This window comes from Microbacterium sp. LjRoot45, assembly GCF_964253325.1.
Taxonomy (GTDB): Bacteria; Actinomycetota; Actinomycetes; order Actinomycetales; family Microbacteriaceae; genus Microbacterium.
On the sequence record NZ_CAXUQM020000001.1, the window covers coordinates 1441277 to 1463893 of the forward strand.

General features: G+C 68.3%; 18 protein-coding genes, 4 tRNA genes and 1 pseudogene. 7 read left to right on the forward strand and 16 right to left on the reverse strand.

The genetic code is table 11. The annotated features are described in order from the left end of the window. The first annotated feature begins 21 nt into the window (after nucleotides 1–21). A complete protein-coding gene (locus ACSQ18_RS06815) occupies nucleotides 22–1185 on the forward strand; it encodes an SLC13 family permease (RefSeq protein ID WP_436038396.1) in 1164 nt (387 codons plus the stop codon). A gap of 13 nt (nucleotides 1186–1198) precedes the next feature. Here ACSQ18_RS06815 and ACSQ18_RS06820 read toward each other — a convergent pair whose 3' ends face one another. Continuing rightward, nucleotides 1199–1870 (reverse strand): DNA alkylation repair protein, encoded by a 672-nt coding sequence (locus tag ACSQ18_RS06820; protein ID WP_436036370.1) that lies wholly within the window; start codon nucleotides 1868–1870, stop codon nucleotides 1199–1201. After that, nucleotides 1867–2373: a glycine cleavage system protein R gene (locus ACSQ18_RS06825; RefSeq protein WP_436036371.1), complete on the reverse strand. Its 507-nt coding sequence runs from the start codon at nucleotides 2371–2373 to the stop codon at nucleotides 1867–1869. Before ACSQ18_RS06825 ends, ACSQ18_RS06820 begins: the two co-directional genes overlap by 4 nt. 144 nt (nucleotides 2374–2517) lie before the next feature. Here ACSQ18_RS06825 and ACSQ18_RS06830 point away from each other — a divergent pair, with 144 nt between their 5' ends. Beyond that, the gene (locus ACSQ18_RS06830; protein ID WP_436038467.1) at nucleotides 2518–2691 is read left to right on the forward strand and encodes a hypothetical protein; all 174 of its coding nucleotides are present in this window, start codon (nucleotides 2518–2520) and stop codon (nucleotides 2689–2691) included. 38 nt (nucleotides 2692–2729) lie between these two features. Here the strand turns inward: ACSQ18_RS06830 and ACSQ18_RS06835 are convergent, their stop codons facing one another. The 6 genes and pseudogenes from ACSQ18_RS06835 to ACSQ18_RS06860 all read right to left on the reverse strand — a co-directional run bounded on the left by ACSQ18_RS06835 (nucleotide 2730) and on the right by ACSQ18_RS06860 (nucleotide 4743). Then, nucleotides 2730–3329 (reverse strand): diacylglycerol/lipid kinase family protein, encoded by a 600-nt coding sequence (locus tag ACSQ18_RS06835; RefSeq protein WP_436038397.1) that lies wholly within the window; start codon nucleotides 3327–3329, stop codon nucleotides 2730–2732. A gap of 12 nt (nucleotides 3330–3341) precedes the next feature. Beyond that, nucleotides 3342–3731, reverse strand: a pseudogene (locus tag ACSQ18_RS06840) (diacylglycerol/lipid kinase family protein); the annotation flags it as partial. After that, a complete protein-coding gene (locus ACSQ18_RS06845; protein ID WP_436036372.1) occupies nucleotides 3728–4240 on the reverse strand; it encodes a hypothetical protein in 513 nt (170 codons plus the stop codon). The pseudogene ACSQ18_RS06840 and the gene ACSQ18_RS06845, both read right to left, overlap by 4 nt. A 203-nt stretch (nucleotides 4241–4443) precedes the next feature. Further along, nucleotides 4444–4518 (reverse strand) — tRNA-Val (locus ACSQ18_RS06850). Nucleotides 4519–4544: 26 nt separating this feature from the next. After that, nucleotides 4545–4615, reverse strand: a tRNA-Cys gene (locus ACSQ18_RS06855). A 55-nt stretch (nucleotides 4616–4670) separates the two neighbouring features. Then, nucleotides 4671–4743, reverse strand: a tRNA-Gly gene (locus ACSQ18_RS06860). A 148-nt stretch (nucleotides 4744–4891) separates the two neighbouring features. On the opposite strand from ACSQ18_RS06860, the gene ACSQ18_RS06865 reads away from it, so the two are divergent. Beyond that, nucleotides 4892–4964 (forward strand) — tRNA-Val (locus tag ACSQ18_RS06865). Nucleotides 4965–5017: 53 nt separating this feature from the next. Here the strand turns inward: ACSQ18_RS06865 and ACSQ18_RS06870 are convergent. The 5 genes from ACSQ18_RS06870 to ACSQ18_RS06890 form a co-directional block, all read right to left on the reverse strand. Further along, complete coding sequence (locus ACSQ18_RS06870; protein ID WP_436036374.1) at nucleotides 5018–5521, reverse strand: type II toxin-antitoxin system PemK/MazF family toxin; 504 nt, start codon at nucleotides 5519–5521, stop codon at nucleotides 5018–5020. Beyond that, nucleotides 5521–6057, reverse strand: coding sequence for a type II toxin-antitoxin system PemK/MazF family toxin (locus tag ACSQ18_RS06875; RefSeq protein ID WP_436036376.1), 537 nt, complete (start codon nucleotides 6055–6057; stop codon nucleotides 5521–5523). The genes ACSQ18_RS06870 and ACSQ18_RS06875 overlap by 1 nt, the downstream gene beginning before the upstream one ends. A gap of 74 nt (nucleotides 6058–6131) precedes the next feature. Then, a complete protein-coding gene (locus ACSQ18_RS06880; RefSeq protein ID WP_436036378.1) occupies nucleotides 6132–7400 on the reverse strand; it encodes an ammonium transporter in 1269 nt (422 codons plus the stop codon). Between the two features lie 165 nt (nucleotides 7401–7565). Then, nucleotides 7566–8591, reverse strand: a complete 1026-nt coding sequence (gene zapE / locus ACSQ18_RS06885) for a cell division protein ZapE (protein WP_436036380.1) — start codon at nucleotides 8589–8591, stop codon at nucleotides 7566–7568. Nucleotides 8592–8634: 43 nt separating this feature from the next. After that, nucleotides 8635–9834, reverse strand: a complete 1200-nt coding sequence (locus ACSQ18_RS06890; protein ID WP_436036382.1) for an alpha/beta hydrolase family protein — start codon at nucleotides 9832–9834, stop codon at nucleotides 8635–8637. Nucleotides 9835–9859: 25 nt separating this feature from the next. Between ACSQ18_RS06890 and ACSQ18_RS06895 the strand changes: the two genes are divergently transcribed. The 4 genes from ACSQ18_RS06895 (at nucleotide 9860) to ACSQ18_RS06910 (ending at nucleotide 15061) form a co-directional block, all read left to right on the forward strand. Then, nucleotides 9860–10447: a DUF3000 domain-containing protein gene (locus ACSQ18_RS06895; protein WP_436036384.1), complete on the forward strand. Its 588-nt coding sequence runs from the start codon at nucleotides 9860–9862 to the stop codon at nucleotides 10445–10447. Further along, nucleotides 10440–11636 (forward strand): HRDC domain-containing protein, encoded by a 1197-nt coding sequence (locus ACSQ18_RS06900; RefSeq protein WP_436036386.1) that lies wholly within the window; start codon nucleotides 10440–10442, stop codon nucleotides 11634–11636. Before ACSQ18_RS06895 ends, ACSQ18_RS06900 begins: the two co-directional genes overlap by 8 nt. A 73-nt stretch (nucleotides 11637–11709) precedes the next feature. Next, the gene (locus tag ACSQ18_RS06905; protein WP_436036388.1) at nucleotides 11710–12912 is read left to right on the forward strand and encodes a thiolase family protein; all 1203 of its coding nucleotides are present in this window, start codon (nucleotides 11710–11712) and stop codon (nucleotides 12910–12912) included. 4 nt (nucleotides 12913–12916) lie between these two features. Beyond that, nucleotides 12917–15061, forward strand: a complete 2145-nt coding sequence (locus ACSQ18_RS06910; RefSeq protein ID WP_436036390.1) for a 3-hydroxyacyl-CoA dehydrogenase NAD-binding domain-containing protein — start codon at nucleotides 12917–12919, stop codon at nucleotides 15059–15061. 14 nt (nucleotides 15062–15075) lie between these two features. Here the strand turns inward: ACSQ18_RS06910 and pepN are convergent, their stop codons facing one another. The 3 genes from pepN to ACSQ18_RS06925 all read right to left on the reverse strand — a co-directional run bounded on the left by pepN (nucleotide 15076) and on the right by ACSQ18_RS06925 (nucleotide 22532). Next, nucleotides 15076–17610: an aminopeptidase N gene (pepN, locus tag ACSQ18_RS06915; RefSeq protein ID WP_436036392.1), complete on the reverse strand. Its 2535-nt coding sequence runs from the start codon at nucleotides 17608–17610 to the stop codon at nucleotides 15076–15078. A 23-nt stretch (nucleotides 17611–17633) separates the two neighbouring features. After that, nucleotides 17634–19586, reverse strand: coding sequence for a 1-deoxy-D-xylulose-5-phosphate synthase (gene dxs, locus ACSQ18_RS06920; RefSeq protein WP_436036394.1), 1953 nt, complete (start codon nucleotides 19584–19586; stop codon nucleotides 17634–17636). A gap of 81 nt (nucleotides 19587–19667) precedes the next feature. Continuing rightward, nucleotides 19668–22532 (reverse strand): aconitate hydratase, encoded by a 2865-nt coding sequence (locus ACSQ18_RS06925; RefSeq protein ID WP_436036396.1) that lies wholly within the window; start codon nucleotides 22530–22532, stop codon nucleotides 19668–19670. Nucleotides 22533–22617: the final 85 nt, after the last annotated feature.

Sequence of the window (22617 nt, forward strand, 5' to 3'; positions counted from 1 at the left end):
TGCGCGTGGGTGCGGGCCATGATGGATGCCGTGAAGCTCGCTCTCATCGGTGTCGTCCTGCTCCTCGCGGGCGGCGTCGCCGTCGCGGTGGGGGTGCTGAGTCCGGCGGAGGCGCTCGGCATCGGTGAGCGGGTGTGGCCGGTGCTGCTGTTCGTCGTGGCGGTCACGGTCGTGGCCGAACTGGCCGCCGCCGCGGGGGTGTTCGACGTGGTGGCCTCGCGCGTGGCCAGGCTCGCGGGAGGCCGCACGGTGCGGCTGTGGCTTGCCGTCGTGGCGCTCGCGGTGCTCGCGACCGCCTTCCTCTCGCTCGATACGACGGCAGTCCTGCTGACGCCGGTCGTCGTGGCCGTCGCTCGGGCGAACGGGCTCAGCCCGATGCCGTTCGCCTTCGCGACGGTGTGGCTCGCGAACACCGCGTCGCTCTTCCTCCCCGTCTCGAACCTCACGAACCTGTTGGCGATGCATCAGCTCGACGGCGCCCACGCCGGCACGTTCCTGCTCTTGCTCGGTCCGTCTGCGGTCGTGGCGGTCATCGTCACGGTGGGCCTGCTTCTGGTCCTTCACCGCCGTGAACTCGCGGGCCGTTTCACGGTCGCTGCGCCCCCGGTCATCGCGGACCGGTTGCAACTGCGTTTCGCCGCCGTTGTCGTGTGCGTGATGATGCCTCTGTTGGTGAGCGGGCTCGAACCGTGGATCCCCGCATCGGGGGCGGCCGTCGTGCTCGGCGCGTTCTTCGTCTGGCGGTCGCCGAGAGCACTGACGCTCTCCCTCCTCCCCTGGCAGCTCGTCGTGTTCGCCTCGGGACTGTTCCTCGTCGTCGGTGCGCTGGAGGCCGCGGGTTCCCGGCAGTTCATCGAGGCCGTCGCCGGTCATGGTTCCGGGGCCGGCGATCTCTGGTGGTTGTCGGGCGTCGGTCTTGTGGCCGCCAATGTCGGCAACAACCTGCCCGCGTACCTTGCGCTCGAGTCGGCCGCCGACAGCCCCGAACGTCTCGCGGCGCTCCTCGTCGGTGTCAACGCGGGGCCGCTCATAACGCCCTGGGCCTCGCTGGCCACCCTCCTCTGGCATCAGCGGCTGCACGCTGTCGGCGTCGAGGTGCCCTGGCGGCGCTACGTACTGTGGGGACTCCTCGCAGCGCCACTCACGGTCGCGGCCGCGGTCCTCCCGCTCGCTCTTCGCGCCTGAACGGTGTGCCTCGTCAGCGCGAGATGTGCTTGAGCGCCTCGCGCCGGCTGAGCGCGCTGAGCGGGTGCTCTGCCGCGAACTGCGCGACCCAGTCCGGCGCGAAGCGCGCGTAGTCGCGTAGCGCCCAGCCGATGGCCTTGCGGAGGAAGAACTCGTCGCTCGGGATGCTCGGCGCGATGACCTCGGAGAGCAGGTCGCGATCGACTCTTTCGCGCCGGCCGAGCTGCGACAGGATCGCGAGTCGGCGCACCCAGAGATCGTCGTCGAAGCTCCAGGTGCGCACGAGTGCCGCCGTCTCCGCGCGGTGCCGGTCGTGCATCTCGGCGATGCGCCCGCTGAGCTCGTCGGTGAAGTCCCACCAGCGGCCCGACCGCACCATGTGCTCGATGAGGGGAACGGATGCCAGGTCGCCGCGGACAGGAGGCAGCGTCAGCAGCGCCTCGGCGGCGTAGCGCTCTTCGCGGTGGGTCGCGGCATCCCACATCTCCCGAGCTGCGGCACGGAGGTGGTCGGGGCTCTCGACACCGCGGGCGGCGGCTCGCGCAATGCGTCGCGCGTCGGGAACTCGAACCCCCAGAAAGGGCATATCCGACTTCATGTACGCCTGCTGGCTCCGAGCGCGCGAGGCGTCCGCTGCCGCGCGAAGCTCGACGCGTATCCGCTCGGGGAGCGCGGTGACCGTCATCCGACGCTCAGGTCGACCTGGATCTCGTCAGCGAGCCGCTCCAGGGCCGCGATGACAGGCGTAGCATCGGCGTGCTCGGACATGCGGACCGTGACGGTGGCCTCGAACAGGGTGCCGCCGGCCATGGGCGCCTCGAGGGTGCGACTCGTGAAACCGTCGATGCTGAGCGCGTGCGCGCTGACGGCGGTCGTGACGTCGCGCACGATCCCGGGACGGTCGTTGCCCAGCACGGTGAACGTCAGAGACCTGCCCGGAGGCGCCGCGGCGGGGGTGCCGGTGTGCGTCGTGACCCGCAGGAGCCCGTCGAGACCGCGCAGCGCCTCGGTGAGCTCTGCCGCACGGGCGTCGGGAACGGAGACGAGCACGATGCCGGCGAACGCGCCCGCGAGCTCGGCGAGCTCGCTGCGTTCCCAGTTGCCGCCGTGTGCCGCCACGGCGTCTGCGAGTGCGCTGACCAGACCGGTGCGGTCGTCGCCGACCACGGAGAGCACGAGATGGGCCATGCGCCGAGCCTAGTCCGGCGGGAGCGTCCTCGCCCGGAGACACGAAACCCCCGGACGGGCCGGGGGTTTGAGGTTGTGCGAGGCCGGGATCGAACCAGGGGCACGAGTCGAGGCCGCTGCCTTCCGAGAGAGATCGTGCGTAAGGTGAGCAACATGTGGACAGTACTTCTCATCTTGCTTGTGGCATGGGTGGTGTTGTCGATCGTGGGATTCGTGTTCGAGGGCCTGCTCTGGTTGGCCATCATCGGCATCGTGCTCTTCGTCGGCACGATCATCTTCGGGATTCTCCGGCAACGCGCCCGGCGAACCAAGGCATGATCTGCCGCGGTGAGGCGTCTGTGCTTCGTCGTCCCGCCTCACACCGCTGTGGATCCGCTCGGCGTCCGCACCCGTAGCACGCCTGCGCAGACAGTCACGCGGAGACGGGTGATATGCCCGAAGCTATCGCCGTCGAGTTCGATGAGGTGGGGGATGTTGAAGTGTGCGTCGAACCGTCGGCCCTGGACGTAGGCGAGCGAGTGCAGTTCGGGGGCCTGTTGGAGAAGGCTACGAGTGAGACTTGACCGGCGGGCGAGGCCCTGCAGGGTGAGGCGAGTGCCGATCCGCGCCCACCCGATGCGACCCGCCGGGCGCATCATTACGACGTCCAGGAGACCGTCGTCGACGGTCGCAGCGGGGATCAGGAGCATGTTGCCGGTGAGCGTTCCGCAGTTGCCGACGATCACTGTGTGCGCTCGCGTCGATCTCACACGACCGCCGTCTATCCGGTAGTCGAGATGGAACAGCCTGTTCAAGATCACCGAGCGGGCTATCGGTGCGACGTACGCGAACCAGCCGAGGTGCTTCTTGGCGATCGAGCTCGTGCTGTCGGCCATCGCCGCATCCAGACCGATGCCCGCCATGACCACGAACGTCAGCTCTCGTCGGTTCCCGTCCTCGTCCTGTAGCTCAGCCACGCCTACATCGACCGCACGATCCTCGCCTGAGAACGCCGCAGACACACAGGCTGAAAGATCGTTGAGCGGAACGCCCACATCGCGAGCAAGAAGGTTCCCAGTGCCCACGGGCACCAGGGCGATCGGGACTCCGCCACCCTGCGTCACTTCGGCGATGGCGCGAACCGTGCCGTCGCCACCAGCGACGATGACCACGCCTGGCGACGCTGCGAGGGCACGCTGGCCGGCCGCCCGCCCTGAGTCAGCGCTGTCGGTTTCAAACCAGAGTGACTGCTCCCACCCATGCGCTTCCTCGTGCTGGAGTACTGCTCGGCGAAGGCGATCGAGAGGGGTCTTCGCCGGGTTGTAGACGACCGCGGCGAGTTTGCGACTCGCGGCGGTCGCATCAGGTGGTGCGGTCATCGTTCTGAGTGACCGCGACCGTCCTGTCGTTGGGCTTCTGATCGGGGGGCCGGCCCTGCGTCGCCGGACGCGTGGAACGTCACCGACTCCGCGAGGGCCGCTACCGAAGCCGCCCTCGCCTGCTCGCCGCTGGCGGCATCCCGGAAGTGGATCGCAGCCTCGTCCTGCCTGGCCCGCACGGCCGCGCTGATCTGCGCGAGTCGGTCGGCGAGCACGCTTCCGAGACCGTCGCGCAACTCCTCGAGGTTCGTGTTTGCAATCTCGAGTCGACGATCCGATACCGTCACCTCGACGGTCGGGTAACCCGCACCGGCTAGGCGAGCTTTCGTCTCGCTCCCCAAAATCTCCTTGATCTCGTCCCTTTCAGGGCGTCGCGTGAACACCGCCTCCACCGTGTAGCGATCCGGAGCATGATCCGTCATCAGAGCAGCAGGCAACGAACCCACCAGCACCGATCCGAGGCCCAGCGCCACGGCATCCGTGCCGCCCGTTCGTGTCTGTGTTTCCATGACCCGACGGTACGCCCCGAACATGTGCGCCTCACAGGTTCAGCCGACGACGCGCGCCACTCGGCGCGACCTGTCAGCTGTGGCAGTTCGGGTCGTCGGAACCGCCACGACGTCGTGGCCGGGTGAGTCAGGTGACTCAGCACAAGTTAGGTCCACGGCCTGGGATGCATATGAAGAAACCCCCGGCTTTCCGGGGGTTTCGGTGGTGCGCGATACTGGGATCGAACCAGTGACCTCTTCCGTGTCAGGGAAGCGCGCTACCGCTGCGCCAATCGCGCCTGTAAAGGCTGTTCAGTTATGAGCGAGGTGGCGACGGGATTCGAACCCGTGTAAACGGCTTTGCAGGCCGGTGCCTAGCCGCTCGGCCACGCCACCGTGTGTGGTTCGACCCACGTGTCGTGACTCCCCCGAAAGGGAATCCCCGCACTCGAGCGGATGACGAGACTCGAACTCGCGACCCTCACCTTGGCAAGGTGATGCGCTACCAACTGCGCTACATCCGCGTGCTCCCTGGTTGCCCCGGGCGCTTGATCGACTTTAGCCCACCCGCGACGAAGTGCAAAACCGAGCGCGCCCCGCGCGTGTCTCTCCGTCGATTCGGCGTGCGTGCCCGCATCGGGTAGCATCGGGTGTCGGCTCCTCAGGAGCTACGGGCGATTGGCGCAGTTGGTAGCGCGCTTCCTTCACACGGAAGAGGTCATCAGTTCGAGTCTGGTATCGCCCACCGCACAACCCCCGCCACGGCGGGGGTTTCGTCGTCTCCGGGACGACGACCGATCAGCCGTCGAATCGCCATCCGTGGTGGGCGGAAAGCGCGCGACCGACGGCCGCGAACGTGCGCCGCTCCAGTGCCGCACCCACCCGCCGCACGCCGCCGTGGTGCACGCTGTAGAGCTTGTCGAGGTCGACCCATGACTCGCGCCCCTGCCTGTCCCACGGGCCCACCCCGATCGACACGTGGTCGCGGCGTCCTTGCGGCGGACGCGACGTCAGCTTCAGCGCGTACACCCGCTGCACGTCGTGACGAGCGATGACGAGAAGCGGGCGATCCTTGCCGTCTGCGGGGTTCTCCTGGAAAGGCACCCACGCCCACACCACTTCACCGGCATCCGGGAGGCTGTCGCGCCGAGGCGCGTAGACGATGTGCACCGGCCTGCTCTTCGGCTCGGGTACCTCCCACGTGAGAGTGACGCGGTCGAAAGCCGCCTCGCGCCGAGCCGTCGTGGGTTTCGCCGACCGTTCACGGCGTCCGCCGAACAGTCGCCGCAGCCAGGCGAACATCAGGAACCCGCGTCCCAGCCGTAGCGCACCTGCAGCGCGCGGGCGACCGTCGTGAACCGATCGATGTCGAGCGCTGACGCCTCGCGCCTGACCCCGTCGACCGGCACGCTGTACAACTGGTCGACATCGACCCACGATGCGCGTCCGGCAGGGTCCCAGTCCCCCGTTCCGAGTGGCAGGAAGTCGCGGTCACCATCGTGCGATTTGCTCGTCAGCTTCACGGCGTACACGTGCGCGGCATCCTGCCTGCCGATGATGAGCACCGGTCGGTCCTTTCCCCGGCCGTCGTCCTCGGCGTAGGGGACCCACGTCCAGACGATCTCCCCCGCATCGGGATCGCCGTCGGGATCGGGTGCATAGGTGAGGAGAAGATCGTGTGCGTCGCGCGGGTCCATCTCCACGGTCTGCCCGGCTCGCCCCGCCGGCGATGTCGCGTCTGCGGGTGGAGCGTGCTCTGACGTCTGCGCGCCCCGCAGCGCGTCCGTGACGGTGCGGAAGAGGTCGCGGACGAACGACCCGCTGCGAGATCCACCCATGCCGTCAGGCTAGCAACGCGAAAGGGCGCCGGGCCGAAGCCCAGCGCCCTTCCGGGTGCTGTGTAGCGGAGCGATCAGGCCTTGGTGTCGGCGAGGACGTATCCCTCTTCGCCGTGCACCACGGTGTCGATGCCGGCGATCTCGTCCTCGTTCTTCACTCGGAAGCCCATGGTCTTCTCGATCGCGAAGCCGATGACGTAGGCGATGACGAACGAGTAGATGAGGACGGCGAAGGCTGCGATGGCCTGAACCAGCAGCTGGGTGGCGTCGCCACCGACGAGCAGGCCCGTGCCGTTGGCGAAGAAGCCGAGGTAGAGCGTGCCGATGAGGCCGCCGACGAGGTGGATGCCCACGACGTCGAGCGAGTCGTCGAAGCCCCACTTGAACTTGAGCTCGATGGCCAGGGCGCACACCGCGCCGGCGATCAGGCCCAGGAGAATCGCCCAGATGGGCTGCAGCGAGGCGCAGGCGGGAGTGATCGCCACCAGACCTGCGACGGCACCGGAAGCGGCTCCGACGGAGGTCGGCTTGCCGTCCTTGATCTTCTCCACCAGGAGCCAGGCGAGCAGCGCGGCCGCGGGAGCGGCGATGGTGTTGACGAACGCCAGCGCGGCGGTGCCGTCGGCGGCGAGCTCCGAACCGGCGTTGAAGCCGAACCATCCGAACCACAGCAGACCGGCGCCCAGGAGGACGAACGGCGGGTTGTGGGGCACGTGGACGCCCTTCTGGAACCCGACGCGCTTGCCGAGGACCAGCGCGAGGGCGAGAGCTGCCGCACCGGCGTTGATGTGCACCGCGGTACCACCGGCGAAGTCGATCGCGCCGACGCCGAACGCGGTCTGCAGACCGTGCGTGATCCAACCGCCGTACGCGAAGCTGCCGTCCTCGGCGAGGCCGAAGTTGAACACCCAGCTGGCCACCGGGAAGTAGACGACCGTGGCCCAGATGCCCGCGAAGACCATCCAGGCGCCGAACTTGGCGCGGTCTGCGATCGCACCGGAGACCAGCGCGACCGTGATGATCGCGAACGTCGCCTGGAACGCGACGAAGGCCAGCGGCGGGTACGCCGCGCCCTCAGGAGTCTCGAGCAGGCTCGACAGGCCCAGTGCGGACGTGTCGATGGCCCAGGGGAAGATCGTTCCCTCGGCGCCCGGGAACGCGATCGCGTATCCGTAGAGCACCCAGAGGACGCCGATGAGGCCCATAGCCCCGAAGCTCATCATCATCATGCTGATGACGCTCTTCGCCTTGACGAGGCCGCCGTAGAAGAACGCCAGACCGGGCGTCATCAACAGGACCAGCGCTGCGGCGATGAGAATGAATGCGGTGTTGCCTTGATCCATCTCGGAAGAAACCTCTCTGCAGGGACGCAGGTGTAGCGTCGGGTGCCCCCAGTGTTCCGACACGGGGTTTCCTCGGGGGTACGGCCCGTGTTTCGCCTTGATTACACGGATGCCCGTTACGTAAATTCCACGTTTCCGCGCCCCGACCGTGCGCTGGCAGTTCGCTCAGGCGTGGGTGAGTGCGACGAGCCGTGAGATGGCGCGGAGGTACTTCTTGCGATATCCGCCCGCGAGCATCTCCTCCGAGAAGACCTCGTCGAGCGGGCGGCCCGTGGCGCGCACGGGGATCTGCGCGTCGTACGCGCGATCGACGAACGCGACGAAGCGCAGGGCGGCCGACTGATCGTCCAATTGGGTCACCTCGCGCAGCCCGATCGCCGAGACGCCGTCGATGAGACGCAGGTAGCGGGACGGGTGCACGGTCGCCAGGTGGCGGATGAGGTCGGCGAACGCGTCGTCGGATGCCGTACCGTCGGCTGCCGCGAGCGCGTCGGCGTATTCGGCATCCGTGAGGGTCTTGCCGTGTCCGTCGATGGCGCGCTGGCGGTAGTCGGTGCCGTCGATGCGCAGGGTCTGGAAGCTCGCGGACATCGCGTGGATCTCGCGGAGGAAGTCCTGCGCGGCGAAGCGTCCTTCGCCGAGCGCGTTCGGCGGCGTGTTCGAGGTCGCCGCCAACCGGGTACCCGTCGGGACGAGCTCCCCGAGCAGACGCGTCATCACCATGGTGTCGCCGGGGTCGTCGAGCTCGAACTCATCGATGCACAGCAGGTCCGCACCGCGGAACAGCGCGACGGTCTGCTGATAGCCCAGCGCACCCACGAGCGCCGTGTACTCGATGAAGGACCCGAAGTACTTCCGGCGCGCGGGCATGGCGTGGTAGACGGCGGCGAGGAGGTGCGTCTTCCCCACGCCGAACCCGCCGTCCAGGTAGACCCCGGGCTTGAGTTCCGGTGCCTTCTCGCGCCGACGGAAGAGCCCGCCGGCGCGCGCCGCGGCGCGCTGACCGCCGCTGAAGGTCACCAGCAGGTCCTTGGCCTCCTGCTGAGACGGGTACTGCGGGTCGACGCGGTACGTCTCGAACGTCGCGTCGTCGAACTGGGGCGGCGGAACGAGCGCGGCCACCATCTCGGCGCCCGACACCTGCGGAGTGCGATCGGTGAGGTGCACGATGCCGGCCGGGACGCTGTTCACCCCTCAACCCTAGATGCCGAGACCGCTGCCGGAAGCCGCGTGCTCACGCGTGCTGCGGGGTGAAGTCGTGCCGTTCGAGCCAGTCGGTGATCGTGGCGCTCCACCTGTCCTGGTCGTAGTTCCACAGCTTCGTGTGGCGTGCCGTATCGAACACCTGGAGTTCGACCAGGTCGGGTCGGGCCACCACGAGATCGTGCGATGCATCGGACGGGACGAAGCCGTCGTCGTCGCTGTGGAGGATGAGGATGGGATGCCGCAACTCGCTCGCCCGCGCGACGACGTCCAGTCGCTCGAACGGAATCCGCGCCTCCGTGCCCACGAGGGGTGTCGCCCACTCCGTGCTGAGCGCTCCGATCGCCAGCCCGGCGACAGCCGTGGGAAGTCCCATGAGGTGTGCCTGGTAGGTCAGCACGCGGCGCCAGTCCACGACGGGAGACTCGAGGATCACGCCGACGATGAGGTCGCGGTGCGCGGAGCTGAGGGCCACCTGCAGGGCGATCGCGCCGCCCATCGACCAGCCCATGATGAGGATGCGCCGTGCGCCGCGACGACGGGCGAGTCCGATCGCGGCATCCACGTCACGCCACTCCGTCGCACCGAGCCCGTACGTACCGGCGCGACTTCGCGGCGCCGAGCCGTCGTTGCGGTACGAGACGAGCAGCGACGTGATCCCGAGACCATGGAAGAGAGGGACGGCGCGCAGGCACTCGGCTCGGTTGGTGCCCCGACCGTGCACCTGGATGACCCAGGTGTCCGTCGGTTCTGCCGCCGGGAAGATCCACGCGGGGCACGGCCCCACTGCGGAACCGACGAGCTCGGACTCGAAAGGAAGGTGCAACTGCTCCGGACGGTCGAAGTACCAACCGCTGAATGCGGCATCCGCAGCCAGGTGGGCGTCCGAGCCGATGTGAGTGAGCAGCTTCCGCGTGACGGAGTCTTCATCGCCCGAGAGCACCGAGCCCAGCTTGAGGTACCCCTCGGTCCCTGCCGTGAACAGACCGTACCTCCCGGGAAGGGCGGTGTCGGGGCTTCGAGTGAGGGTGATCGTCTGTGCGGCCACGTCGACATCGAGGATGCGGGTGTCGGTGCGTCGTCCGGCGGGAGTGACGACGCGACGGGCCATCCGAGCGGCGACGAACGCCAGCAGCGCCGTCATGACCGCCAGTGCTCCCGTGAGGAGGAAGAGGACCGCGCGCAGGGCGTCGGTCGGGGTTGCGCCGACGGCGCGCCTGGATGCCTTCATCGTGGCCTCACTTTAGTCTGTGGATGTGGATGACTCCCGTCCTTCTTCCGCGTCCGGGTTCGCCGCAGTGGCCGATGCCTTGCGCGCCTTGACGTTCCGCGACGACTTCATCGTTCGCGAGATCGCGGCGCCGGCCTCGCTCGCTCCGGATGCCGTCGCCTTCGCCGGCGACGTGCGCCCGTCCGCGGACGGTGGCGACTCCGAGTACGGCACGGGGCGCTTCGTCCTGCTGCACGATGCGACCGAACCCGACCAGTGGGGCGGTGCGTGGCGGATCGTGTGCTTCGCGCAGGCGCCGCTCGAGCCGGAGATCGGCACCGATCCCCTGCTGGCCGATGTCGCGTGGTCGTGGCTCGTCGATGCCCTGCAGTCTCGCCGCGCGGAGTTCCATTCGGCATCCGGCACGGCCACGAAGACCCTCTCCAAGGGATTCGGCAGTCTCGGCGTCGAGGGGGACGGCGCGCAGATCGAGCTGCGTGCATCGTGGACGCCCTCCGGCGATCTCGCCGCCCACGTGGGCGCCTGGGCGGAGCTGGTGTGCATGCTGGCCGGGCTTCCTCCCGGGTCAGAGGGCATCGCGGTCTTCGGTGCACAGAGGAGCTCGCGTGACTGAGTACGTCGTCATCGCCGATCGCGAAGGCTTCCTGGACGCGTGCGCGGCTCTCGCTGCGGGCACGGGGCCTGCTGCCGTCGACGTCGAACGCGCCTCTGGCTTCCGCTACTCGCAGCGCGCCTATCTGATCCAGGTCTTTCGGCGGGACGCCGGGGTGTTCCTGTTCGACCCGCCCGAGATCGGCGACATGGGCGCGCTGCAAGAGGCCATCGGGGATGTCGAGTGGGTTCTGCACGCGGCCAGCCAGGACCTCCCGTCGTTGCGCGAGGACGGGCTGGAACCGGCCTCGATGTTCGACACCGAGCTCGCCGCGCGTCTGCTGGGTCACGAGAAGGTCGGACTCGGCGCGGTCGTCGAGGACACGCTCGGCATCACCCTCGCGAAGGCGCACTCCGCCGCCGACTGGTCGACCCGACCGCTCCCCCAGTCGTGGCTGGAGTACGCCGCGCTCGATGTCCTGCACCTCGTGGACGTTCGTGACGTCCTGGTCGCCGAACTCGAAGAGCAGGACAAGACACGGATCGCGGCGGAGGAGTTCGACGCGGTCCTGACGCGTCCGGCCAAGCCTCCTCGCGAAGAGCCGTGGCGCCGATTGAGCGGGCTGCACACGGTGCGCGGTCGCCGTGCGCTCGCCGTCGCACGCGCGCTGTGGACCGCCCGCGAGCAGTTCGCCCAGGACGAGGACGTGTCGCCGGGTCGCCTCGTCCCGGATCGCTCCCTCGTCGCCGCGGTTATCGCAGACCCGGCGACCAAACAGGACCTCGCGCGCCTCAAGGAGTTCACGGGTCGCGCAAGCCGCACGCAGCTGGACCGCTGGTGGGCTGCGATCGAGGCGGGCCGCGCCGACCAGAGCCTGCCGTCGGAGCGCATGGCAGGAGACGGGCTTCCGCCGCCCCGCGCATGGGTCGACCGAAATCCCGCCGCGGATGCCCGGCTCAAGGCTGCCCGTCCCCGTATCGAGCAGCTGGCGGCGGATCTGCGGATGCCGACCGAGAACCTCCTGACCCCGGACACGCTGCGGCGGCTCGCCTGGACGCCTCCCTCGCCGCTGGACGTGGACGGGGTCGCGGCGGCGCTCGCAGCGCACGGTGCGCGACCCTGGCAGATTGAGCGAACAGCACAGGTCATCGCGGAAGCCTTTGTGGAATCCGTGCAGGATGCCGCCGAGGCATCCGAATCCGGTTCGTAGGTTCGACCCAACCGATTTCACGGCACCCGGTGTCACTTTAGGCTGGACTGGATCTCAATCTCTTGGAGGCAGTGTGGCCGAGCTCTCGGACGTCTATTTCGTCGACGGTATGCGCACCCCGTTCGGTCGTGCGGGTGAGAAGGGCATGTACTGGAACACCCGCGCCGACGACCTCGCGGTCAAGGCCACGATCGGCCTGATGGAGCGCAATCCTTCGGTACCCGCCGACCGGATCGATGATGTCGCGATCGCGGCGACGAGCCAGACCGGTGACCAGGGGCTCACCCTCGGACGGTCGGTGGCGATCCTCGCCGGACTCCCCCAGACCGTTCCCGGCCTGGCGGTGGAGCGCATGTGCGCGGGCGCCATGACGAGCGTCACGACGATGGGCGCATCGATCGGCGTGGGCATGTACGACCTCGCCCTCGCGGGCGGCGTGGAGCACATGGGCCACCACCCGATCGGTGGCAACGCCGATCCCAATCCCCGGTTCGTCGCCGAGCGGATGGTCGATCCGGGCGCCCTCAACATGGGCGTCACGGCCGAGCGCATCTTCGACCGGTTCCCGCACCTGACGAAGGAGCGCTCCGACCGCTTCGGCATGCTCAGCCAGCACAAGGTGCAGGCGGCCTACGACGCCGGGAAGATCCAGCCCGACCTCGTTCCCGTGGCTGTGAAGGATGCCGACGGCGCCTGGGGGCTCGCCACCGAGGACGAGGGGCGTCGGCCGCAGACCACGATGGCCGATCTCGCCGCGCTCAAGACGCCGTTCCGCCCCCACGGGCGTGTCACCGCCGGTACCTCTTCGCCGCTCACCGACGGCGCGACCATGTCGCTCCTCGCGGGAGGTCACGCCGTGAAGGAGCTCGGCCTCCGCCCCAAGATGCGGATGGTGTCGTTCGCGTTCGCCGGCGTGCAGCCCGAGATCATGGGCATCGGCCCGATCCCGTCGACGGAGAAGGCTCTGGCGAAGGCGGGCTTGACGATCGACGACATCGGCCTCTTCGAACTCAACGAGGCCTTCGCGATCCAGGTCATCTCCTTGCTCGATCACTTCGGCATCGCCGACGACGACCCCCGCGTGAACGCATGGGGAGGTGCGATCGCACTCGGGCATCCGCTCGCGGCATCCGGGGTCCGTCTGATGATCCAGCTCGCCGCACAGTTCGCCGAGCGTCCGGACGTCCGGTACGGGCTGACGGCGATGTGCGTCGGCCTCGGCCAGGGCGGCTCGGTCATCTGGGAGAACCCCCACTTCGACGGAAAGAAGCGCTGAAACTATGACGAACTACGCAGACATCGACTTCTCGCCGCTGATGGGCCTGACCGCCGACGAGGTCGTCACGCACTCCCCCGTACGTGACGTGCGTCTCGCCTCGGGGAAGGTGCTCGCCCTCATCACGCTGGACAACGGGCGCGATCACACGCGGCCCAATACGCTCGGTCCGCAGACCCTGACGGAGCTGGGCTCGCGTCTGGACGGGTTGGCGGCTCGAGCGGCGGCCGGAGAGATCCATGCGGTCGGCATCACGGGGAAGCAGTACATCCTCGCCGCCGGTGCCGATCTCTCCGACATCAGTCTCGTCCGCTCGCGCGATGACGCTCGACTGATCGCGCAGCTCGGTCATCACGTGCTCGGAAAGCTGGGCGACCTCGGCGTTCCGTCCTTCGCGTTCATCAACGGACTCGCCCTCGGCGGCGGTCTGGAGATCGCGCTGAACTCCACCTACCGCACGGTCGATGCGTCGACGGCGGCGATCGCGCTCCCCGAGGTCTTCCTCGGCATCATCCCCGGGTGGGGTGGCGCGTACCTGCTGCCCAACCTGATCGGCATCGAGAACGCCCTCGAGGTCGTCATCAGCAATCCGCTCAAGCAGAACCGGATGCTCAAACCGCAGCAGGCCCTCGACTACGGCATCGTCGATGCGCAGTTCCCGGCCGCCACCTACCTGGAAGACTCGCTGCGCTGGGCCGATGAGGTGCTGACCGGCAGCCGGAAGGTCGAGCGGAAGAACGAGCCCGGAAAGATCGAGCGCCTGACGAAGTGGCCCATCGCGATCAAGGTCGCCCGCGGCATGCTGGAATCGAAGATCGGCACGGTTCCCCGCTCTCCCTACGTCGCACTCGATCTTCTCGACAAGGCGAAGAGCGGCTCGAAGGCCGACGGGTTCGCCCGCGAGGACGAGGCACTGGCCGAGCTGGTCACGGGCGATCAGTTCGCCGCGTCCATGTACGCCTTCGATCTCGTGCAGAAGCGCGCTAAGCGACCCGTGGGCGCTCCCGACAAGGCTCTGGCCAAGAAGGTCACGAAAGTCGGCATCATCGGCGCGGGTCTCATGGCCAGCCAGTTCGCCCTGCTCTTCGTGCGCAAGCTCCAGGTGCCGGTGCTCATCACCGACCTGGATCAGGCGCGCGTCGACAAGGGTGTCGCCTACATCCACGACGAGATCGGCAAGCTGGAGGCCAAGGGGCGTCTCGACGGCGACGCGGCGAACAAGCTCCGCTCCCTCGTCACCGGCACGACCGACAAGAGCCTTTACGCGGACTGCGACTTCGTGATCGAAGCGGTCTTCGAAGAGGTGGGCGTCAAGCAGGCGGTATTCGCAGAGATCGAGGCGGTCGTCGCGGAGGATGCGGTCCTCGCGACGAACACATCGTCGCTGTCGGTCGAGGAGATCGGCGCGAAGCTCGCGCACCCCGAGCGCCTGGTCGGATTCCACTTCTTCAATCCCGTCGCCGTCATGCCGCTCATCGAGATCGTGAAGACGCCGCACACCTCCGAGGAGGCGCTCTCCACGGCCTTCGTGGTCGCCCGCGGTCTCGGCAAGAACGCCGTGCTCACCGCCGATGCCCCGGGATTCGTCGTGAACCGGCTGTTGGCCAAGGTGATGGGAGAAGCCGCCCGCGCCGTCTACGACGGCACGCCCGTCGCAGACGTGGAGCAGGCATTCGGGCCGCTCGGCTTGCCGATGGGACCGTTCCAGCTGATCGATCTGGTCGGGTGGAAGGTGGCCGCGCACGTGCAGGACACGATGGTGCGCGCGTTCCCCGATCGCTTCTACGCGAACGAGAACTTCCACGCCCTCGCCGAGCTCACCGAGGTCGTGGAGAAGGACAAGGGCGGCAGGGTCACCGGATTCACCAAGGCGGCGGAGAAGGTCCTCAAGGGGCACGTCGGCTCCCATCCGGCTTCGGCGGAGACGATCCTGCGCCGGGTGCAGGACGGGCTGGCGCAAGAGATTCGGACCATGCTCGATGAGGGCGTCGTGCCGGAGGTCGAGGACATCGACCTCTGCCTCATCCTCGGTGCGGGCTGGCCGTTCATCGATGGCGGAGCCTCACCGTACCTCGACCGCGAGGGCGCATCCGAGCGCACGTTCGGAGCCACCTTCCACGAGCCGCCGATCCGGGGTGTAAGGGTCTGACGCGGACGCGCTCTTCAACCCGTGGGCTGAAGAGCGCGAACGCGCAGGTCTCGGGCGAGGCCGTCTCGCTGCTCGATGATCAGCCGCCGCAGTGCCGCGGGCGCGTCCTCGTTGTCGGCGAGCCACTGGTCGACGCGATCGAGATCGTCGGCGGCGGGGAACAGCCCGCGCACCAGGCGGCGCGCGATTTCGATGCTGCGCGTCGCCCACACCGTCCGGATGCGTTCGAAGTACTCGTCGTCGAGGTCTGACACGAACTCGCGATGACGTCCGGCGCGGACCCCGGCGATTGTCGCGTCCAGCTCGTCGTTGCTGAGGGTGGTGTCGTTCCAGGCTGCGTGCCATCCGGCGCGGCGCACGGCGCGGTCGGGCCGCGCGCCGAGAACGGTGCGGTGGGCGCGTCGGCCGGCGGCGGACGAATCTGCGGCGAGTTCGCTGTCGGCGTCGCGGGCGTCAGCATGCCCGGTGGTCGCGAGTGCGATCAGCCACGCCCAGCGCAGGTCGGGGTCCAGCGCGAGGCCGGCCGGGGGCGTGACCACGCCGCGGAGAAGATCACGGATGCCGGCGGCGTGGCTATCGTCGCCGCGCGCCGCCGAGGCGAGGCCGCGTGCCCAGGCGAGCTGGGCGTCGCTGCCCGCCTCGGCTCGGTGCAGCGCGTCCCAGGTGGTCGCCAGCCACGTGGCGGAGAGGCGCGCGCGGTCGCCCCGGGGCGCATAGTGGTCCAGGGCGTACGTCGTACGGGCGATGACGTCGGACAGCAGCGACACCGACGTCTCTTCGGACGCGTGAGCGGTGACGATGTCGACGTACGCGGCCACCGGCAGCAGGCCGTCGCGCACGGCGTTCCACAGCGCAGCCCAGATGACCGATCGCGTGAGCGGATCGGCGAGCGTGCTGAGGCCCTCGGCGACGGCGGCGGTCGAGCGTTCGTCGAGGCGCACTTTCGCGTACGTCACGTCGTCGTCGTTCGGCACGAGGAGCGCGGCATCGGGCAGCACCGGCGCTGTGATCGTCGTCTGCTCGGCGGAGAGGTCCACCGAGATACCCGCGCGGCGGACGAGACGCCGGTCTTCCCAGTCGTAGGCGCCGATGAGGATGCGGTGCGGGCGTGCCGGCGTCTGGTGCACCACGAGACCGCTGTCCGTGCGGGTCAGCCGGATTTCCGGCATCCCCGTGGTCTGCAGCCAGTGCGTACTCCACGCGGCGAGGTCACGGCCCGACGCCGCTTCGAGCGCCCGCAGGAGATCGGTGAGAGTGGTGTTCCCGTACGCGTGGTCGGCGAAGTAGCGTTGCGCGCCGCGGAAGAACGCGTCCTCACCGACGAAGCCGACGAGCTGCTTGAGTACGGACGCGCCCTTCGCGTAGGTGATGCCGTCGAAGTTAAGCTTCGCCGCCTCGAGGTCGGTGATGTCGGCGACGATCGGATGCGTCGTCGGAAGCTGATCCTGTTCGTACGCCCAGGCCTTTCGCCTGCTCGCGAAGCTCACCCACGCCTCGGGATGAATCCCGGCCGCCACCGAGACGTGCGAGCCCATGAAGTCGGCGAACGACTCCTTCAACCACAGGTCGTCCCACCAGCGCATCGTCGCCAGGTCGCCGAACCACATGTGCGCCATCTCGTGCAGGATCGTGTTGGCGCGAGCCTCGTGCTGGGCGGCGGTGGCCGCACCGCGGAAGAGATAGGCCTCCGTGAAGGTCACGAGACCCGGATTCTCCATGGCGCCCAGGTTGTACTCGGGGACGAAGATCTGGTCGTACTTCCCCCACGGGTAGGCGAAGGCGAACGCCTCCTCGAAGAAGGTGAGACCTCGTCGCGTGATGTCGAGGATCTCCTCGGCATCCAGATGGGGTGCCATCGAGGCTCGGCAGAGGACCGACAGGTCGATGCGCCGTTCGGCCGCCGTCCAGACACCGTCCACGCGGTGGTACGGCCCGGCGGCGACAGCCGTGATGTAGCTGGAGAGCGGCAGGGTCTCCGCGAACGAGTGCCGCACTCCCCCGTCGACGTCGACGTCGGCGCGGTGCGTGGCCGCGCCGTTGGACAGCACCACCCATCCCGCGGGTGCGCTCACCCGGAAGCGCCAACGCGCCTTCAGGTCCGGCTGCTCGAACACGGGGTAGACGCGCCGCGCATCCGCAGGTTCATACTGCGTGTACAGGTAGACCTCGTCGTCGACGGGATCGGTGAACCGGTGCAACCCTTCGCCCGACCGGCTGAAGACCCCGCGTGCGCGGACGGTCACCACGTTGTGCGCTGCCAGATCGTCGACGCGGAGCCGAGCCCCGTCCCATTCGACGGCCCGTACTTCGCCGTTCACGATGAGCTCATCCACCTCCGCGCCGACGAAGTCGATCCACGTCTCGCTCGTCGTCGCGGAGAAGACGAAGGTCGCGGACGTCTCGAACGTCTCGGTCGCGAGGTCCGCGGCGTGCCGCAGATCGAGGTCGACGTCGATCGTGTCCAGCCGCAGGGCGGACGAACGCGCAGACGTCTCCTCGCGGGTCAGATTCGCGGTCGCGGGAGGAGTGACGGAAGAGGACGGAGACACATCTCCATGCTGTCACGTCGTCGTCAGCGCGCTCGCGATCCGGAATCGTCGGCGAGCCACAGCGTGCCCGTGTCGGACGTCGGACGGGCGACGGGAATGCGGGTGCCGAGCACCTGCGCGACGACGTCCTGCGCGATCTTCGCCGGGGTCAGCCCCGCATCGGCGAGGATCTGCTCGCGCGACGCGTGGTCGATGAACGCGTCGGGAAGTCCGAGCTCGTCGACCGCCGTGTCGACGCCCGACTCGCGGAGCACCTGGCGTACCCGCGTGCCGATCCCGCCCACGCGGATGCCGTCCTCGATGGTGATCACGAGTCGGTGGCGTGCGGCGAGCTCCACGACGGACGCCGCGACGGGAACCACCCACCGCGGGTCGATCACGGTTGCGCCGATGCCCTGCGCGCGCAAGCGCTCGGCGACCTCGACCGACAGCTGCGCCATCGAGCCGATACCGATGATGAGCACGTCTTCGCCGCCCGCGCGGTACAGGACGTCCACGCCGTCGGCACGCCGTTCGACGGCCGGCAGATCGTCGGCGACGGAGCCCTTCGGGAATCGGATGACGGTGGGCGCGTCGCTGACTTCGAGAGCCTCGTCGAACTCCTCGCGCAGGCGCGCAGCGTCGCGAGGAGCAGCGATGCGGATGCCGGGAACGAGCTGCAGCATGGCGAGATCCCAGATGCCGTGGTGACTCGGTCCGTCCGGTCCCGTCACGCCGGACCGGTCCAGCACGAAGGTGACGCCCGCGCGATGCAGCGCGACGTCCATCATGACCTGATCGAAGGCGCGGTTCATGAACGTCGCGTAGATGGCGACGACGGGGTGAAGACCCCCGTAGGCCAGACCGGCAGCGGATGCCACGGCGTGCTGCTCGGCGATGCCCACGTCGTAGGTGCGGTCGGGGAAACGCTGCGCGAACGGCTGCAGCCCCGTCGGACGCAGCATGGCCGCGGTGATCGCGATGACGTCGTCTCGTCGCTCTCCCGCGGCGACCAGCGACTCCGCGAACACATCGGTCCAGGCGAGGGCGTCCGATCCGCCGAGGGGCTCACCGGTGACGGGGTCGATCTTGCCCACGGCGTGGAACTGGTCGGCCTCGTCGTTGCGCGCGGGCTCGTAGCCGCGGCCCTTTTCGGTGATCGCGTGGACGATGACCGGCGCGCGATACTCCTTGGCGAGCTGCAGCGTCTCCAAGAGCGCGTCGACGTCGTGACCGTCGATGGGTCCGAGGTACTTGATGTCGAGGTTCGAGTAGAGCGCGGCATTGTTCGTGAACCGCGACAGGAATCCGTGCGTCCCGCCGCGGACGCCGCGGTACAGCGCTCGTCCGGCGGGCCCCAGCTTGCGGAACAGCGAGTCGGACCGACGCCGCAGGTGCTCGTAGCCGTCGGTGGTGCGCACGCGGTTCAGATAGCGCGCCATTCCGCCGATCGTGGGTGCATAGGAACGTCCATTGTCGTTGACGACGATGACGAGGTTCCGGTCGTTGTCGTCGGAGATGTTGTTGAGAGCCTCCCACGTCATCCCGCCCGTGAGTGAGCCGTCGCCGACGACGGCGACAACGTGACGATCGTCGCGGCCCGTCCGCGTCAGTGCGCGCGAGATGCCGTCCGCCCAACTGAGCGAGCTCGACGCGTGCGAGGACTCCACGACGTCATGCGGGCTCTCGGATCGCTGCGGGTACCCGGCGAGGCCGCCGCGCGCCCGCAGGCCGTCGAAGTCCTGACGGCCGGTGAGGAGCTTGTGAACGTAGGACTGGTGGCCCGTGTCGAAGACGATCGGGTCGTTCGGCGAGTCGAAGACCCGGTGGATCGCGAGGGTCAACTCCACCACGCCCAGGTTCGGGCCGAGGTGGCCGCCTGTCCGCGACACATTGGCGATGAGGAACTCGCGAATCTCTTGCGCCAGCGCTCGAAGGTCGTCGGCGCTGAGCGCATCGAGGTCCCGAGGACCGGTGATCGACGCGAGCAGACTCATCTCTCGATTGTATGCATGCCGATACGAGAAAGCCCCGGATCCGCCGCGCGACGCGGCAGGACCGGGGCCTTCTCCGGATGCTCAGACCAGCGAGCGCAGAACGTACTGCAGGATGCCGCCGTTGCGGTAGTAGTCCGCTTCTCCGGGGGTGTCGATGCGCACCTTGGCCTCGAAGACCACGGTCTCCTTGCCGGCGGGCGAGAACTCGCTGGGTGCGGCCGTCACGGTGACCGTCTTGGGCGTGACGCCCTCGTTGAGCTGCTCGAGCCCTTCGATCGAGACGATCTCGGTGCCGTCGAGTCCGAGCGACTTCCAGCTCTCGCCCTCGGGGAACTGGAGCGGAACGACGCCCATCCCGATGAGGTTGGACCGGTGGATGCGCTCGAAGCTCTCGGTGATGACGGCCTTCACGCCCAGCAGGCTCGTGCCCTTGGCCGCCCAGTCGCGCGACGAGCCGGAGCCGTACTCCTTGCCGCCGAAGACCACGAGCGGGGTTCCCTGCGCCTGGTAGTTCGTGCTCGCGTCGTAGATGTACGCCTGCGGTCCACCCTCGAGGGTGAAGTCGCGCGTGAAGCCGCCCTCGACGACCTGCCCGTCGTTGACGGCGGCGACCATCTCGTTCTTCAGCCGGATGTTCGCGAACGTGCCACGGATCATGACCTCGTGGTTCCCGCGGCGCGAGCCGTAGGAGTTGAAGTCCTTCTGTGCGACGCCGTGCTCGGTGAGGTACTGCGCGGCGGGGGTGCCCGCCTTGATGTTGCCGGCAGGGCTGATGTGATCCGTGGTCACCGAGTCGCCGAGCGTCGCCATGACGCGGGCGCCGGAGATGTCGGTGACCGGCTGCGGTTCGTGCTGCATCCCGTCGAAGTAGGGCGCCTTCCGCACGTACGTCGAGTTCTCGTCCCACTCGAAGACCGGCCCGGTCGGGGTGGGCAGGTTCTTCCACCGCTCATCGCCCTCGAACACCGTCGCGTACTGCGTGATGAACTGCTCGCGGGAGATCGAGTGGTCGATGACGTCCTGGACCTCTTCCGGCGACGGCCAGATGTCCTTGAGGAAAACGTCCTCCCCCTGCGCGTCCTTGCCGAGCGGGTCGGTCTCGAAGTCGAAGTTCATCGACCCGGCGAGGGCGTACGCCACGACGAGCGGCGGCGAGGCCAGGTAGTTCATCTTCACGTCGGGGCTGATGCGCCCCTCGAAGTTGCGGTTGCCCGAGAGGACGGCCGTCACGGCGAGGTCGTTCTCGTTGATGGCCGCCGAGACTTCCTCGATCAGGGGTCCCGAATTGCCGATGCAGATCGTGCAGCCGTAACCGACCGTGTAGAAGTCGAGACCCTCGAGTGCCTTGTCGAGACCGGACTTCTCGTAGTAGTCCGTGACGACCTTGGAACCGGGGCCGAGCGTGGTCTTCACCCACGGCTTGCGCTTCAGCCCCTTGTCGACGGCCTTCTTCGCGAGGAGCCCCGCGGCGATCATGACCGACGGGTTCGAGGTGTTGGTGCACGACGTGATGGCGGCCAGCGTCACCGCGCCGTTGTCGAGCAGGTAGGCCTCGCCGTCGGGAGTGGTGACACGGACGGGCTTGGATGCCGCGTGCGCCGCACCGCTGGAGAGCAGCGCCTCGGCGTGCGCGTCCTCGTGCTGGTGCGAGACACCGCCGGCGGACACGTGCTCGTGGTCCTGGCCGGGGATGACGCCGGGGTCGGATGCGGGGAACGTGCCCTCGAGCTCGACCGAGTCCTCTTCCGTGGCATCCGCGTAGTTGAGGATGTCCTTCTGGAACTGCGTCTTCGCCTCGGACAGGAGGATGCGGTCCTGGGGGCGCTTCGGGCCGGCGATCGACGGGACGACGGTTGAGAGGTCGAGCTCCATGTACTCGCTGAAGACGAGCTCACGCGCCGGGTCGTGCCAGAGCGACTGCTCCTTGGCGTAGGCCTCGACGAGGGCGACGGCCTGGTCGTCACGGCCCGTCAGACGCAGGTAGTCGAGAGTCACGTCGTCGATCGGGAACATCGCGGCGGTGGAACCGAACTCGGGGCTCATGTTGCCGATGGTGGCGCGGTTGGCGAGCGGCACCTGTGCGACGCCCTCGCCGTAGAACTCGACGAACTTTCCGACGACGCCGTGCTTGCGCAGCATGTCGGTGATCGTCAGCACCACGTCGGTCGCCGTGACGCCGGCGGGGATCTCCCCCGTCAGCTTGAAGCCGACCACGCGAGGGATGAGCATGGAGACGGGCTGGCCGAGCATGGCGGCCTCCGCCTCGATGCCGCCGACGCCCCAGCCGAGCACGCCGAGGCCGTTGACCATCGTCGTGTGCGAGTCGGTGCCCACGCACGTGTCGGGGTAGGCGCGCAGCGTGCCCTCGACGTTGCGGTCGTAGATGACCTTCGCGAGGTGTTCGATGTTGACCTGGTGCACGATGCCCGTCCCGGGCGGCACGACCTTGAAGTCGTCGAACGCGGTCTGCCCCCAACGGAGGAACTGGTACCGCTCGCCGTTGCGCTCGTACTCGATCTCGACGTTGCGCTCGAGGGCGTCTTCGCGTCCGAAGAGGTCGGCGATGACCGAGTGGTCGATGACCATCTCGGCCGGAGAGAGCGGGTTGATCTTGTTGGGGTCGCCGCCGAGTGCGGTGACCGCCTCGCGCATGGTGGCGAGGTCGACGATGCACGGAACGCCGGTGAAGTCCTGCATGACGACGCGTGCCGGAGTGAACTGGATCTCCGTGTCGGGCTCTGCGGCGGCATCCCATCCGCCGAGGGCTTCGATCTGCGCCTTGGTGACGTTCGCACCGTCCTCGGTGCGCAGGAGGTTCTCCAGCAGGACCTTGAGGCTGAACGGGAGCTTCTCGTATCCGGCGACGGTGTCGATGCGGAAGATCTCGTAGTCGGTGCCGCCGACTGTCAGGGTGCTCTTGGCTCCGAAGCTGTCAACTGTGGACACGTCTGGTCTCCTTATCTTGGGCCGCGGGCGCCTTCGTCGGCGGGGACGGGCGCGCACCACGTCGCTTCCATCTTCGCGCGGCCCG

Bases quoted from the DNA above. Each gene is read 5' to 3' on its own strand.
- ACSQ18_RS06815 (WP_436038396.1), top strand. From the start codon at position 22: ATGGATGCCGTGAAGCTCGCTCTCATCGGTGTCGTCCTGCTCCTCGCG.
- ACSQ18_RS06820 (WP_436036370.1), bottom strand. From the start codon at position 1,870: ATGACGGTCACCGCGCTCCCCGAGCGGATACGCGTCGAGCTTCGCGCG.
- ACSQ18_RS06825 (WP_436036371.1), bottom strand. From the start codon at position 2,373: ATGGCCCATCTCGTGCTCTCCGTGGTCGGCGACGACCGCACCGGTCTG.
- ACSQ18_RS06845 (WP_436036372.1), bottom strand. From the start codon at position 4,240: ATGGAAACACAGACACGAACGGGCGGCACGGATGCCGTGGCGCTGGGC.
- ACSQ18_RS06870 (WP_436036374.1), bottom strand. From the start codon at position 5,521: ATGTTCGCCTGGCTGCGGCGACTGTTCGGCGGACGCCGTGAACGGTCG.
- ACSQ18_RS06875 (WP_436036376.1), bottom strand. From the start codon at position 6,057: ATGGGTGGATCTCGCAGCGGGTCGTTCGTCCGCGACCTCTTCCGCACC.
- ACSQ18_RS06880 (WP_436036378.1), bottom strand. From the start codon at position 7,400: ATGGATCAAGGCAACACCGCATTCATTCTCATCGCCGCAGCGCTGGTC.
- ACSQ18_RS06890 (WP_436036382.1), bottom strand. From the start codon at position 9,834: ATGAAGGCATCCAGGCGCGCCGTCGGCGCAACCCCGACCGACGCCCTG.
- ACSQ18_RS06910 (WP_436036390.1), top strand. From the start codon at position 12,917: ATGACGAACTACGCAGACATCGACTTCTCGCCGCTGATGGGCCTGACC.
- dxs (WP_436036394.1), bottom strand. From the start codon at position 19,586: ATGAGTCTGCTCGCGTCGATCACCGGTCCTCGGGACCTCGATGCGCTC.